At 63.3% G+C, this 12,408-nt stretch carries 11 protein-coding genes and 1 tRNA gene; 5 read left to right on the forward strand and 7 right to left on the reverse strand.

What is annotated here, in order from left to right; genetic code table 11:
* Positions 1-41: 41 nt before the first annotated feature.
* The gene (gene erpA / locus IPK69_02195) at positions 42-410 is read left to right on the forward strand and encodes an iron-sulfur cluster insertion protein ErpA (GenBank protein QQS09457.1); all 369 of its coding nucleotides are present in this window, start codon (positions 42-44) and stop codon (positions 408-410) included.
* Between the two features lie 243 nt (positions 411-653).
* A complete protein-coding gene (locus IPK69_02200) occupies positions 654-1,139 on the forward strand; it encodes an acetolactate synthase (protein QQS09458.1) in 486 nt (161 codons plus the stop codon).
* 33 nt (positions 1,140-1,172) lie between these two features.
* Here IPK69_02200 and trxB read toward each other — a convergent pair whose 3' ends face one another.
* From trxB to IPK69_02215, 3 genes are all read right to left on the reverse strand, one after another.
* Complete coding sequence (gene trxB / locus IPK69_02205; protein QQS09459.1) at positions 1,173-2,150, reverse strand: thioredoxin-disulfide reductase; 978 nt, start codon at positions 2,148-2,150, stop codon at positions 1,173-1,175.
* Between the two features lie 50 nt (positions 2,151-2,200).
* The gene (locus IPK69_02210; protein ID QQS09460.1) at positions 2,201-3,769 is read right to left on the reverse strand and encodes a hypothetical protein; all 1,569 of its coding nucleotides are present in this window, start codon (positions 3,767-3,769) and stop codon (positions 2,201-2,203) included.
* 100 nt (positions 3,770-3,869) lie between these two features.
* Positions 3,870-4,706 (reverse strand): sigma-70 family RNA polymerase sigma factor, encoded by an 837-nt coding sequence (locus IPK69_02215; protein QQS10396.1) that lies wholly within the window; start codon positions 4,704-4,706, stop codon positions 3,870-3,872.
* Positions 4,707-5,120: 414 nt separating this feature from the next.
* Here IPK69_02215 and IPK69_02220 point away from each other — a divergent pair, with 414 nt between their 5' ends.
* Entirely contained in the window at positions 5,121-5,906 is a 786-nt protein-coding gene (locus IPK69_02220; GenBank protein QQS09461.1) for a UvrB/UvrC motif-containing protein, read from the forward strand.
* 20 nt (positions 5,907-5,926) lie between these two features.
* Here the strand turns inward: IPK69_02220 and IPK69_02225 are convergent, their stop codons facing one another.
* Both IPK69_02225 and metH read right to left on the reverse strand, forming a co-directional pair.
* Positions 5,927-6,376, reverse strand: a complete 450-nt coding sequence (locus tag IPK69_02225; protein ID QQS09462.1) for a hypothetical protein — start codon at positions 6,374-6,376, stop codon at positions 5,927-5,929.
* A gap of 313 nt (positions 6,377-6,689) precedes the next feature.
* Positions 6,690-10,277 (reverse strand): methionine synthase, encoded by a 3,588-nt coding sequence (metH, locus tag IPK69_02230; protein QQS09463.1) that lies wholly within the window; start codon positions 10,275-10,277, stop codon positions 6,690-6,692.
* Positions 10,278-10,529: 252 nt separating this feature from the next.
* Between metH and rpmE the strand changes: the two genes are divergently transcribed.
* Positions 10,530-10,757, forward strand: a complete 228-nt coding sequence (rpmE, locus tag IPK69_02235) for a 50S ribosomal protein L31 (protein QQS09464.1) — start codon at positions 10,530-10,532, stop codon at positions 10,755-10,757.
* Between the two features lie 133 nt (positions 10,758-10,890).
* Positions 10,891-10,962, forward strand: a tRNA-Asn gene (locus IPK69_02240).
* 285 nt (positions 10,963-11,247) lie between these two features.
* Here IPK69_02240 and IPK69_02245 read toward each other — a convergent pair.
* Positions 11,248-11,826, reverse strand: coding sequence for an LOG family protein (locus IPK69_02245; GenBank protein ID QQS09465.1), 579 nt, complete (start codon positions 11,824-11,826; stop codon positions 11,248-11,250).
* The gene (locus IPK69_02250) at positions 11,823-12,389 is read right to left on the reverse strand and encodes a methyltransferase domain-containing protein (GenBank protein QQS09466.1); all 567 of its coding nucleotides are present in this window, start codon (positions 12,387-12,389) and stop codon (positions 11,823-11,825) included. The genes IPK69_02245 and IPK69_02250 overlap by 4 nt, the downstream gene beginning before the upstream one ends.
* Between the last annotated feature and the right edge of the window lie 19 nt (positions 12,390-12,408).

A 12,408-nucleotide genomic window follows, 5' to 3' on the forward strand; every position in this document is an offset into this window, starting at 1 on the left:
GCCGCCGAACTGACCGATCGAGCTTGCCGATAGGATTATTCATGAGCACGACAACGACCACACCGAGCACCGAGACCCAGGGCGTGATCCTCACCGAGGTGGCCGCGAAGGAGATCAAGCGGATCATCGTCGAGCAGGAACTCGACGCGGAAAAAGTCCGCCTGCGCGTGGGCGTGAAGGGAGGCGGGTGCTCGGGGTTCTCGTACATCCTCGATCTCACCGAGACGCACAAGGAGACCGACGAGGTCTTCGAGCAGCACGGCGTGAAGATCATCGTGGACCCGAAGAGCCTCTTGTACCTCAACGGCGTGACGATCAACTTCCGTGACGAGATCATGGGACGCGGGTTTGTGTTCGACAATCCCAACGCGACGAGCACCTGCGGCTGCGGATCGAGTTTCCAGGCCTGAGTTGATCGCGGGCTGGCTCGTCGATCCGCGGATTTTGCCACGGCTGACAGACGGTATTCGTTGGAGTTTCTGTGTACGCGGGCGCCACGGCAAGACGTTTCGTGCCTGATTCGGCGTTGTTCCTCAACGCGTTTGCCCTTCGTTCGCGGCTTGCGGTGGAACCGAACCGGTGTTAGGATCAGGCGAGGCGGGAGGGGCACGCGTCGGGTTTCTGGCGCACACTCTCGGTAGGGACGACGCCCCATGACGCAATCACCGGTTCCGCTCGGCACAACGCAGAGTTTCATGCCGCCCTCGGCGACGCAGTTCAGCGTCTTCCTGGCGAACAAGGTCGGGCGGCTTTTGGATCTTGTGGAGCGGCTGGACACGGAGACGTGCCGCATTTGTGCGTTGTCGGTGCACGAGGCGAGCGATCACGCGGTGGTGCGGATTGTGCCCAACAACGCGAAGGCGGCGCGGGAGCGGCTAAAGACGCAAGGACTGCCGTTCTCGGAGCGGGAGGTTCTGCTCGTGGAGATCGGGCCGAACCAGAGCCTGGCGAAGGTGTGCCTCGCGCTCCTGTCGGCGGAGTTATCGATCCACTTCGCGTATCCGTTGCTCACGGCGATGGATCGCGGGCCGGTGATCGCGCTCGCGGTGGACGACATGACGCTGGCGGGGCAACTGCTGCGGAAGATCGAGTTCCGGTTACTGGGGGAGAACGACCTGCCGCAGTATCGCGGATCGTGAATCGATCGCTTTCGACTGGTCAGTTGAGGAGTTCTAGTGGACACCCTCGGCGGCGAGCCATCGCTCGGCATCGAGGGCGGCCTGGCACCCCATGCCCGCGGCAGTGACGGCCTGGCGATAGTCGGCGTCGGCGACGTCGCCCGCGGCGAAGACGCCGGGGATATTGGTGTATGAGTTTCGCTTCGTCAGTTCGACGTAGCCCTTATCGGTGAGGTTGATGCCCGAGCCTTTGAGGAACTTGGTGGCCGGTGTGTGGCCGATGGCGATGAAGAGGCCCTTGACGTCGAGGCGGGAGCGTTCACCGGTCTGGGTGTTCTCGAGCGTGACGCCCTCGATCTTGTCCTGGCCCAGAACGTCCACGACGTGGCTGTTCCAGACGACCTTGGCGTTGGGGCGGTCGAGGAACCGCTTCTGCATGATTTTGCTGGCGCGGAGTTCGTCGCGACGGTGGATGATGTAGACAGTGCTGGCGAACTTGGTGAGGTAGGTGGCCTCTTCCATGGCGGTGTCGCCGCCGCCGACGACGGCGAGGGGCTGGTTTCGGAAGGCGGGGAGGGCACCGTCGCAGACGGCGCAGGCGGAGACGCCCCCACCGCTGCGGGCGAGTCGCATCTCGTTGTCGAGGCCGAGCCAGTTGGCGGTTGCGCCGGTGGCGATGATGACGGTGTGGGCGTGGACGGGCTTGCCGCCCTCGACGTGGAGGGTGAAGGGGCGCGTGGAGAAGTCGCAGCGTTCGATGTCTTCTTCGATGACCTTGGTGCCGAAGCGTTCGGCCTGCTTTCGGAAGGTGTCCATCATCTCGGGGCCGTTGATGCCGTGCTCGAAGCCGGGGTAGTTCTCGACCTCGGTGGTGAGCATGAGTTGGCCGCCCGGGAGGACGGGGCCTGGGTCCTGCTTGGGGACGCCCGTGTAGAGGACGGGTTCGAGTTGGGCGCGAGCGGCGTAGATGGCAGCGGTCCAGCCGGCGGGGCCTGAGCCGATGATCGCGACTTTGTGGGCGTGTGAGGGCATCGTGGTCCTAAGAGCGTGGTCCAAAGTTGGATGCCGGGCGTTGATGGAGATTACTTGAGGAGTCCAACGGACTTTTTGTACTCGCGCGAGAGGGAGAGGATCGGGGGCCAGAGGATGTAATCGGCACCCTGGACCGTTTCGGTGGTGTTCTGGGCGCGCTGGCAACCCTGGTCGGTGGTGTCGCTGCCGAGGGAGTAGAGGACGAAGAACTCTGGCGGAATCTTGGCCTCGAAGTTCGGGCCGAAGTGGTTGACGATGGCGATGGAGAGTTCCTCCTCTCGCTTACGAGCCGGTTTGTAGATGAATGGAGGCTTGGAGAAGAGTTCTCGGTTGGTCCAGTTGTATGGATCGGAGTCGATGTCCACGATCCAGGAGGGGCGTATGGCCGTGATGACCGGGGGTGGGAGTTCGCGCGAGCGCCAGGTTCCGACGAGGGCGATGCAGACGCGGGTGCCGCCGAGTTCGACTCGGACGCGGTTGCGTTTGCCGAAGATCTGGCTGCGATCGCCGACGCCGGCGATGACGATGGAGTCCTTCTGGGTGTCGAGGCGTTCGAAGGCCCAGGCGGCGTTGAAGTGTCGGTCCCAGATCTTCAGGCCCCAGCGCCGCTTCCAGTCGTTGTCGCACGCGTCGACGGCGGCAAGGCTCTCCTTTTTATTCGCGATCGTGCGGGCCTGCTCACGCCAGTACGCGCCCTCGGAGAAGATCCGGAGCGGGTGATTCGAGATGACGAGGCGTCCCATGTTTCGGGCGAGGACGTCGGCGTTCATTGTGCCGCTGCCGTCGTAGACGAGCGAGAGGAGTTGGCGGCCGGCGATGGCGTTGCCTACCGGGAACTTGGCGCGTTCGACGGAGACGTAGGCGGTCGGATCGTTCTCGATGTTGAGGCGGCCCAGCATCTCGCGGAGTTCGGCGTCGGAGAGGAGCTTCTTGCCGATGCGGTCCTGGTAGAGGACGTCGCGGAGGCGCTCGAGACCGAGGGACATCGTGTCGTATCCCCAGCCGACTTCCTGGGCGAAGGTGCGATCGACCATCTGGCGGCCGAAGTAGATGACGGAGATGATGACCTTGCCGGCCTCGGCGGGCTTGTCCTGGGTGAGGAGGCGTGTGGCCTCGATGTGGGCGAGGCTCATGAGTTTGCTGAGCGCCGGGAGACAGTGGAATCGGGCGGCGGAGAGCATCGGGGGGTCACCGAGATCGGTGTAGAGTCCGGCGCGAAGGATCTCGAAGTCGATGCCCTCGGTGCCGTAGTGCTGGCCGAAGCCATAGGCGTCGCGCCAGGCCTGTACGGAGGTGACCTTGTCGAGTGCGGCGAGGGCGTCGCGTTGCGGCTTGCCCATGGCCCATGCTTCGAGGGCCTGCCATTGCGAGGAGTCGGCGGGTATCTCGCAGACGGTCATCGGATCGGCAACGATGTCCGGGGCGGCGTCGAGTTTGGCAAGCAGCGGGAGGAGCACGAGATCGCTCCGGAGTTCGGGGCGGCGATCAAGGGCTTCGTAGGCGTTGTTGACCTGCTCGAGTTCGGTGTTCTGGGCGACCGCGAATGGCGCGATGAAGGCCGCTGCGAACGCGAGGACGAGGATGTGTGCGGCCCGAACGATTCGTGTTGCATGGGTCATGGCCCCATCGTAGCCCACGGGCGAAAAGATCGGGCCTCAAGAATGACATCGCCCCGCACGAGGGCGGGGCGATGAGAGTTGCGTCGTGTCGGGGCTCGGGTCAGGGGGCGATGGCCGACTCAACCTCGGGGACCTCATCCTTGGCATCCATGGCCTCGGTGAGCCGGGCATTGAGTTTCGTCAAGGCCTCGTCGCTGATCTGGCGGACGCGTTCGCGGCTGAGGCCCATCATGTCGGAGATGGTCTTGAGCGTCGCGGGCTCGCACCCGTCGAGGCCGAACCGCATGCGGAGGACGATGGCCTCGCGCTCGTCAATGGTGTTGAGGAGTTTGCGAAGGGCGGAGAGTTCCTCACGCTCGAGGCAGTTTTGCTCGGGTGTCAGGATCTTGTCGTCGGCGAGGATCTCGGCGAGAGTGAGGACGTCGCCCTTACCGTTGCTCCCGGCCTGGGTGGCGGTCTGGATGGCCTTGACAGCTCGCTTGATGATCCGGACCTTGCGGACCGGGAGGTCCATGGCCCTGGCGAGTTCGTTCATGGACGGTGGATAGCCGAGTTCGGCCTCGAGTTTACGGGCGGCGAGTCGCCACTTGGCGATCAGTTCGACCATGTAGGCCGGGACGTGGACGGGCTGGCTTGCGGTCGCAAGGGCCCGCTTGATGCACTGCTTGATCCACCAGGAGGCATAGGTGCTGAAGCGAGTGCCCTGGGCTGGATCGAAGCCCTCGACGGCACGGAGGAGGCCGATATTGCCCTCCTCGATGAGGTCGGAGAGGCTGAGGCCTCGGTTCAGGTATTGCTTGGCGATGGCCACAACCAGTTTGAGGTTGGACCGGATCATTTTGTCGCGCGAGATGGGGCAGTTGTCGTTGATAATGGCCCAGCCGAGTTCGCGTTCTTCCTCCATTGTGAGCAATGGATAGCCGGCGATCTCGCGCATGTAGACAGTGATGCTCTGGGCGACCCCAGAGTCTGCGTCGCGCCTGCGTCGGAGGTTGTTGTGTTCCTTGGTTGCCACTCTCTACCCTGCCCTTCTCCTGGCTTCGCCAGTCCACCCTCAGGCAGCGTGGTGAGGGTGAGTATATCACCATCACCTGCTCAAGGGAGGAATCGGGTCGTCTCTCTTGATCGACCCGAATGCTGAGGCAATCAAGCCCCGGCGAAGCGCCCTATCTCTCACTATGAACGTGCAACGGTTTTGGCGAAATGCAAGGAAAGTTCGGAAAAAAACTTAGAAATCTTCGTATCGTTGCACGCATCACACCCTGACACTGGTCGAAAATACCATACGGAAGGGTGGGCAGATCGGTTTCTGCGAACACGGACCGAACAGGTATTTTGAGCACGATTTCACATGTCCCTTGATCTCTTCTCCATCTTAAAGGACTGGCCATTCGAGCCTGGGCACATCAAGGCCAGGATCATCGAGGGGGACGATGGCGAGCCCAAAATACAGGTCCGTTTGGATTTGGGCATGATCCAGATGGCCATGGAGGGGAGGCCAGATGGGCAACGACCGAACGGTTATGGGAGTTACCTGGAGTACTACGAGTCGAAGCTGGATCGGAGCGAGATTGAGGGTGGAGAGGCGGGAGCAGAAGTTGTCGAGGGGTTCTCGCTGAGTTCGGAGGATTGTCGGTTACTCCGGGAGGAGGCGGCTCAGTACTACCACCGGTATGTGGCACTGATGGTGCTGGAGGAGTATGAGGGCGTTGTTCGGGACACGACCCGGAACCTGCGGGTGATGGAGTTGTGTGCGGCGCATGGTGAGACCGAGAGTGACCGGACGGGACTGGAGCAGTTCCGGGCGTATGTGACGATGATGCGTGCGCGGGCGATGGCGAGCCTGGCGATCAAGCAGAACGAGCCAAGGGCGGCGGTGCACGCGCTGGACGAGGGGCTGACGGCTCTGCGGCAGCATTTCTCGGATCGCGGGCAGGCGCAGATGTTCGACAGTTCGAGTGAGGCGGAGATGCTGAAGGGGATGCGGGACGCGCTGGTGCCGAAGTTGCCGGTGAGCCAGGGGTCGGAACTTCGCCGGCGTCTGCAACGGGCGATCGAGCAGGAGAACTATGAGTTGGCGGCAATCCTGCGCGATGAGATCAAGAACCTGAAGGACGCGGGGCCGAGGGCGACATAGGGCCTGTGGGGGCGTGCGATTCAGGCGAAGAGATCGAGTGCCGAGGGGGGGTTCTCGCGACCCGGGGTGGGTGCGGGCTGGTGATTCGCACGAGAATCTCGAGAGGCCGAAGTGTCTTTGTCCTGCTTGGGCCATTCGCCATCGACGAGATCGGGGTCGATGACATCCTTCAATCGATCGACGGCAGCGTCACGGAGTTCTCGTTGCTGTTCGAAGATGTCGCGGGTTTGATCTGGGTCTGGGCGAGACGATGATCGTGTGGGCTTTGGGGCGACTTTGGTTGGGGTGGTGTTGGTCTGGGCGGCGCTGTTCGGGGCGTCGTCCTGATGATCCTGTTCGCCCGGGCGTTCGCGGGATTCTCGCGTCGGCTGCACGCGGGCGTTGGATTGGATGCGTTTGACAGCGTCGGCGCCGGCGAGACTCGCGGCGGGCGTGGCGCTGTAGTTGGCTCCCGTGGGATCGAGATTCATGGCTCCACCTCCGTCTGCTCCACAGAGATTCGCATCGACGTGGAGTCTCGTCGTGTGGAGCAGGAGAGCCTTGTCGGCATATAGATTGGACTGAGGCGTCCGTGTGGATGGCCTGTGCCGCTGCAGTCGTCGCAGAGCGACGTGGTTCTCGGAGCGAGGTCAACCCATTTTTCTCAAGTTGCTCTCACAGCCCCCAAGCGGGTGACTACGGGACGTTCCCAGAACCTGTGGAGTGTGTGGGTGGGTGTCGCGAGATACTCGGACGGGGCTGTGCTCGTCCGATCACCGCCTGTGCGTGGGCAAGGACTCACTTTCACACGTTGAAGTACTTGGCCTCGGGGTGGTGGACGATGATGGCGCTGGTGCTCTGCTCCGGATCGATCTGCCAGTTCTCGGTGAGTGTGCAGCCGATGCGCTCGGGCCTCAAGAGACGGAAGAGTTTTTCCTGGTCGGCCATGTTGGGGCAGGCGGGATAGCCGAAAGAGTAGCGGCTGCCGCGGTATTTCTGGGTGAAGAGGTCCTTGATCTTCGCGGAGTCCTCGGTGGCGATGCCGAGTTCCTGGCGCATGCGTTTGTGCCAGTATTCGGCGAGGGCCTCGGCGGTCTCGACGCAGAGGCCGTGGAGGTAGAGGTATTCGGTGTAGTTGTTGGACTCGAAAAGTTTGCGGGAAGCGTTGGAGGCGTTGTGGCCGACGGTGACGCAGTGGAGGCCGAGGATGTCGTGCGAGCCCGAGCCGATGGGGCGGAAGAAGTCGGAGATGCAGAGGCGGCGCTTGTCGGGCTGGCGCGGGAAGGTGAAGCGTTCGAGTTCGCGCGTGCCTGGGGCGGCGGGGTCCCAGACGACGAGGTCGTCGCCGTCGCTGTTGCAGGGGAAGTAGCCGTAGACGACCTTTGGCGTCAGGAGTTTCTCGCGAAGGCATTGGGTCTTGAGGCGCTCGAAGACGGGGAGGATGGTGTCCTCGATGAGGGCGTCATACTCGTTATCGGAGAGCGCGCCCTTCTTGACCTGCCACTGGCCTCGGAAGAGAGCGATGGGGTTGATGAAGGGGTAGATGTCGTCGAGGTGGATTGAATCGACGACGCGTGTGCCGAGGAAGGGAGGCGTGGGCACGGGGGCGTTGGCGGCGACATCGGAGCGGGCTTTGATCGTGGCCGTGGATGACGCGCTCGCGGCGGAGTCGTTGGCGCTCGCGAGTTTCTCGGCTCGCGTTCTGACGATGGCGTCCTCGGCCTTGGAGCGTTTGGCGAGGCGGTCGTCGATTTCGGAGTGGAGCGTGTCGTGCTTGCCGCCCATGATGAGGTCCATGGTGCGCAGGCCGTCGAACGCGTCCTTGCCGTAGTAGCAGTGGCCCTGGTAGGTGGAGCGAAGGTGGCTCTCGCAGTAGTGACGAGTGAGGGCGGCGCCGCCGAGGAGGATGGGCGGCTTGACGCCTCGCGTGTTGAGTTCCTTGAGGTTCTCTTCCATGACGTTGACGGACTTGACGAGGAGTCCGGACATCCCGATGGCGTCGGCCTTGTGCTCTTGCCAGGCGGCGACGATGGCGTCGATGGGCTGCTTGATGCCGAGGTTGACGACCTTGAAGCCGTTGTTGGTGAGGATGATGTCGACGAGGTTCTTGCCGATGTCGTGGACGTCGCCCTTGACGGTGGCGAGGACGATGGTGCCCTTGGCGGTGCCTGCGGCCTTCTCCATGTGCGGCTCGAGGTGGGCGACGGCCATCTTCATGACCTCGGCGGACTGGAGGACGAAGGGCAACTGCATCTGCCCGCTGCCGAAGAGTTCCCCCACGGTTTTCATGCCGTCGAGGAGGTGGTCGTTGATGATGTCGAGGGGTGAGTACTTCTGCATCGCCTCGTCGAGGGCGGCGGTGAGGCCTTCCTTCTCGCCATCGATGATGTGCGCGCGGAGGCGCTCTTCGAGAGTGAGCGTGCGGGCCTCGCGCTTGGTGGTGGCTGCGGCGGATTCGTCCTTGAACATCTCGACGAAGGCCTGGAGCGGGTCGAAGCCCTCGCGCCGGCGGTCGTAGATGAGTTCGATCGCGGCGTTCCAGTGGTCGTCGGCGATCTTGGTGCGCGGAAGGATCTTGGAGAAGTGCAGGATGGCGCTGGTAAGGCCGGCCTCCTGGAGTTCGTGGAGGAAGACGCTGTTGAGGACGACGCGGGCGGCGGGCTTGAGGCCGAAGGAGACGTTGGAGAGGCCGACGGTGGTCTGGGACTCGGGGAAGGCACGGGAGATGGCGCGAACGCCCTCAATGGTCTCGAGCGCGCTGCGTCGATCGCTCTCGAGGCCCGTCGAGACCGGAAGGACGAGCGGGTCAAAGAGAATGTCGGCAGGGGCAAGACCATGGACCTTTGTGGCGCGCTCGAAGGCGCGGCTGGCGATGCTCAGTTTGCGATCGGCGGTGCGCGCCATCGAGGCTTCCTTGTCCTCGTCGATGGAGCCGATGACGAGGGCTGAGCCATAGGCCTTGGCGAGGCGGCAGATCTCGTCGAACTTCTCCTCGCCATCCTCGAAGTTGGCGGAGTTGATGATGCACTTGCCGGCGGCGTTGCGCAGGCCGGCCTCGATGGTCCTGACCTGTGTCGAGTCGAGCATGAGCGGGACGTTCACCTGTCGCACGACACGCGAGACGATGTCGGCCATGTCTTTGGCGTTGTCGCGGCCGGCGTAGTCCACGTTCAGATCGAGAACATGGGCGCCGTCGTGGCGGACCTGCTCGCGGGCGAGGGAGACGATGCCATCGAAGTCTTCGGCTTCGAGGAGCCGCTTGAAGGCGCGGCTTCCCGAGGCGTTCATGCGCTCGCCGACGATGAGGATCGACTGATCCTGGCGGTATTCCTGGGGGCTGTAGAGCGAGGTGATGCTTGGTTCGAGGGGCGCGGGATTGAGGATTGTGCGCGGGAGCGAGAGGCGTGCCGTGCGGTTCGATCGGGCGATGGACTCGCTGGCCTTGACGAGGGTTTCGATGTGGGCGGGGCGCGTGCCACAGCAGCCGCCAACAATGCCGACGGAATCCTCGGCGAGGAATCGCTCCATGGCCTCGGCGAATGGCTCAGGTTTCAGCGGAAACTCGGTGCGACCCTCGACGAGGACGGGGAGACCGGCGTTGGGCATGACGGAGACGAGGCGGGGCGTGTTCGTTCCCGGGATCGTGCCCATCGATGGCCAGTTTCGTGCGAGCCAGTGGACGTGGTCGCGCATCTCCGTCGGACCTGTGGCGCAGTTGAGGCCGAGCGAGCAGATCGGGTAACCCGCGAGCGCGTGGGCGGCGGCGGCGATCTCGGTGCCCAGGAGCATGGTGCCTGTGGTCTCGATGGTGACCGAGGCCATGATGGGCTTGTCAGCGGGGGTGAGACCTTTGGATTCGAGTGCGCTCAGGATGGCGTTGATGACGCACTTGACCTGGAGGAGGTCCTGGCAGGTCTCGATGACGAAGCAGTCGATGCCGCCGTCGAGCAGACCGAGCGCCTGGGTGCGGTAACTGTGGAACATCGCGTCCCAGTCGATGTTGCCGAGAGTGATGAGTTTGGTGCCGGGACCCATGCTGCCGGCGACGAAGCGCGGCTTGTCGGCGGTCGAGAACTTTGCGCACGCGGCCCGGGCGAGTTCCGCGGCGGCCTTGTTGAGTTCGTGGGCGCGGTCCTGCAAACCGAACTCGGCGAGGACGTGGGGCATGCCGCCGAAGGTGTCGGTCTCAACGAGGTCCGCGCCGACGGCGAGGAAGGACTCGTGGATAGATTGGATGAGATCAGGACGGCTGGCGATGAGGATCTCGGGGCAGTTCTCGTGGCCCTGGTAGTCGCGCTGGACGTCGAGATCGGCGTCGTGGGTGGCCGTGCCCATGGCGCCGTCGAAGACGTGGGGGCGGCGGGCAAGTTGGGCAAGCAAGGGAGTGGGCATGGAGTCCTTTCATCCATTCATCCGGATGAACGGTAATATAGCGTCCTGGCAGGACTATCGCGGTTGATGGCCAACCCGGTCGAACTACTTCCTGGAAGTGCTGGAGTTCAATGGAGGCCGGAATGAGGTCATCGGCCAATACCAGTCCATGAGCCACCCAGAGTGGCATGTGGATGGGAAAGCCGCCGGGAAGTCGGGTATGATCGTGGCCCCGTTTTGGCCGGCTGGCCGGGCGAGGCTTGGAGCACTGCGATGAAGGACGGCGTACACCCCAAATATTACCCGAACTGCAAGATCTACCACAATGGTCAGGTCGTGATGACTGTCGGTGCGACGGTTCCCGAGATGCACGTCGAAGTGTGGTCTGGTTCGCACCCGTTCTTCACGGGCAAGCAGACGTTCGTGGATGCGGCCGGCCGCGTCGAGAAGTTCCAGAAGAAGTATTCCGGGAACTACTTCGCGTCGAAGAAGAAGGCCTGAACCGGGTCGTGATCGAGTTCGGCATGTCGCCGTACTTTGGGCGGCAATCGCGGAAGTGCTGGGCCTCGTTGATCACGCCGCCGTGAACTTAGAAGCTACTCGCGACCTACTTCTATTTCGCACGACAATCGATTCCCCGATAGCTCAATGGTAGAGCGAGCGGCTGTTAACCGCTAGGTTCTAGGTTCGAGTCCTAGTCGGGGAGCTTCCTTCCGACCCCGCCTCACGGCGGGGTCGTTTGGTTTACAGGCGGACCGCTTTGCCCTTCGCGGCGGGTTGGCCAGAAACCCCCGCAGAATCCGGGCGGTTTGGCGATTCGGGCCTGCGGGCGGCGGCGCTCTCGGTTCGAGGGCATTTCAGAGCCAACCGGTCAGGACACCGGGTGTCTCGGCATGGGTGCGTCGGAATCCTCTCGAACTCTCGGTGTCTCGGGTTGACGGGCGGAGGGGTTAACAGGGGCGGAGGAGGGCGGCGAATGGCGAAGACCCGCTCACTCGCGACGTCGTACGCCGTGGTGCTGGGCACCGTACCGCGGAAGCCGTGACGCCAGCACAGCCATCGCTTGTGCGGCCGAGTCTGCTCCGAACACCTGGTCGTCTGGCTCGTCGGCATATCGGATTCGGTCATCGATCCGCTGCCCCGCTACTCGGCCACTCCACCCGTCAACCCGCATAGCGATGATCAGACGCTTGTAGATCCACGCAAGACAGATCTCGGACATCGTGCCCGCACCACCGCCGATCGCGATCATGGCGTCCGCGTGGGCGACTACCGAGTTGCGGACGTGATCGAGACCGGAGGGGATGACGATGTCGACGTAGGGGTTCGCCTCGGCGGGGTCATGGCCGGGTAGTACCCCGATGGTGTCGCCCTCGGCGTATCGGCTCGCCGACTTCGCTCCGCGGCAGGCAGATTCCATGACGCCGCCCAAGCCACCGGTCATCACGCGGTAGCCCGCGTCAACGAGTGCGCGGCCTATCTCTTCGGCGAGCACATCCTTCGCTGAACCGGCAGACACCACGGCGTCGCCAACCACTGCGACCACCTTGCGACGGGATTCGGATCTCATGGACGAGGCTCCTGTTGCGACGGCTTGGTGCCCGAGAGGCGGAGCGTGCCCTCCTCACGGTCTGCTCGGTCAAAGGCCGGATCAAATGGTGCAGTTTCAATGCCCATAAAGCCTGCAGTCTCAAGCAGATTGGACAGGCTCTGCCGGTCATACGCGAACAAGTGCTCACCGAAACGATCTCGGAAGTGGTAGTTCAGATGCTCGATCGGCAACCGGACCTCCGGTGGATGCCATCGCTCTCGAGCAACCCGGAAGTACTGCGCATTGTCGCCCTCCACGTACGCCCGAATGACCTTCTCTGAATCCGGTACCCCCACACGGACGGTGCCGCCGGGGGTCAGCACGCGGTAGCACTCCGTGAGGACGTGCAGCGCCTCGTCCGGATAGGCGACATGCTCCAGGACATGCTCAAGTCGGACGCCGACCAACTGCCCATCCTGAATAGGCCAGCGAGCGCGGATGTCGAACATGACGTCGGCGTCTCGGTAGAGGTCGGCGTTGATCCACCCAGGAATCAGGTACTTGCCGCACCCAAGGTTCAGCTTCTGGCCTTGGAAGTTCACCCGCCGTGCTTTCCGACAG

The organism is Phycisphaerales bacterium, assembly GCA_016699835.1.
In the GTDB taxonomy this organism is placed as follows: Bacteria; Planctomycetota; Phycisphaerae; order Phycisphaerales; family UBA1924.

Excerpts from the sequence above, each read along its gene's own strand:
- erpA (QQS09457.1), top strand. The coding sequence starts at position 42 with ATGAGCACGACAACGACCACACCGAGCACCGAGACCCAGGGCGTGATC.
- IPK69_02200 (QQS09458.1), top strand. The coding sequence starts at position 654 with ATGACGCAATCACCGGTTCCGCTCGGCACAACGCAGAGTTTCATGCCG.
- trxB (QQS09459.1), bottom strand. The coding sequence starts at position 2,150 with ATGCCCTCACACGCCCACAAAGTCGCGATCATCGGCTCAGGCCCCGCC.
- IPK69_02210 (QQS09460.1), bottom strand. The coding sequence starts at position 3,769 with ATGACCCATGCAACACGAATCGTTCGGGCCGCACACATCCTCGTCCTC.
- IPK69_02215 (QQS10396.1), bottom strand. The coding sequence starts at position 4,706 with ATGCGCGAGATCGCCGGCTATCCATTGCTCACAATGGAGGAAGAACGC.
- IPK69_02220 (QQS09461.1), top strand. The coding sequence starts at position 5,121 with ATGTCCCTTGATCTCTTCTCCATCTTAAAGGACTGGCCATTCGAGCCT.
- IPK69_02225 (QQS09462.1), bottom strand. The coding sequence starts at position 6,376 with ATGAATCTCGATCCCACGGGAGCCAACTACAGCGCCACGCCCGCCGCG.
- metH (QQS09463.1), bottom strand. The coding sequence starts at position 10,277 with ATGCCCACTCCCTTGCTTGCCCAACTTGCCCGCCGCCCCCACGTCTTC.
- rpmE (QQS09464.1), top strand. The coding sequence starts at position 10,530 with ATGAAGGACGGCGTACACCCCAAATATTACCCGAACTGCAAGATCTAC.
- IPK69_02245 (QQS09465.1), bottom strand. The coding sequence starts at position 11,826 with ATGAGATCCGAATCCCGTCGCAAGGTGGTCGCAGTGGTTGGCGACGCC.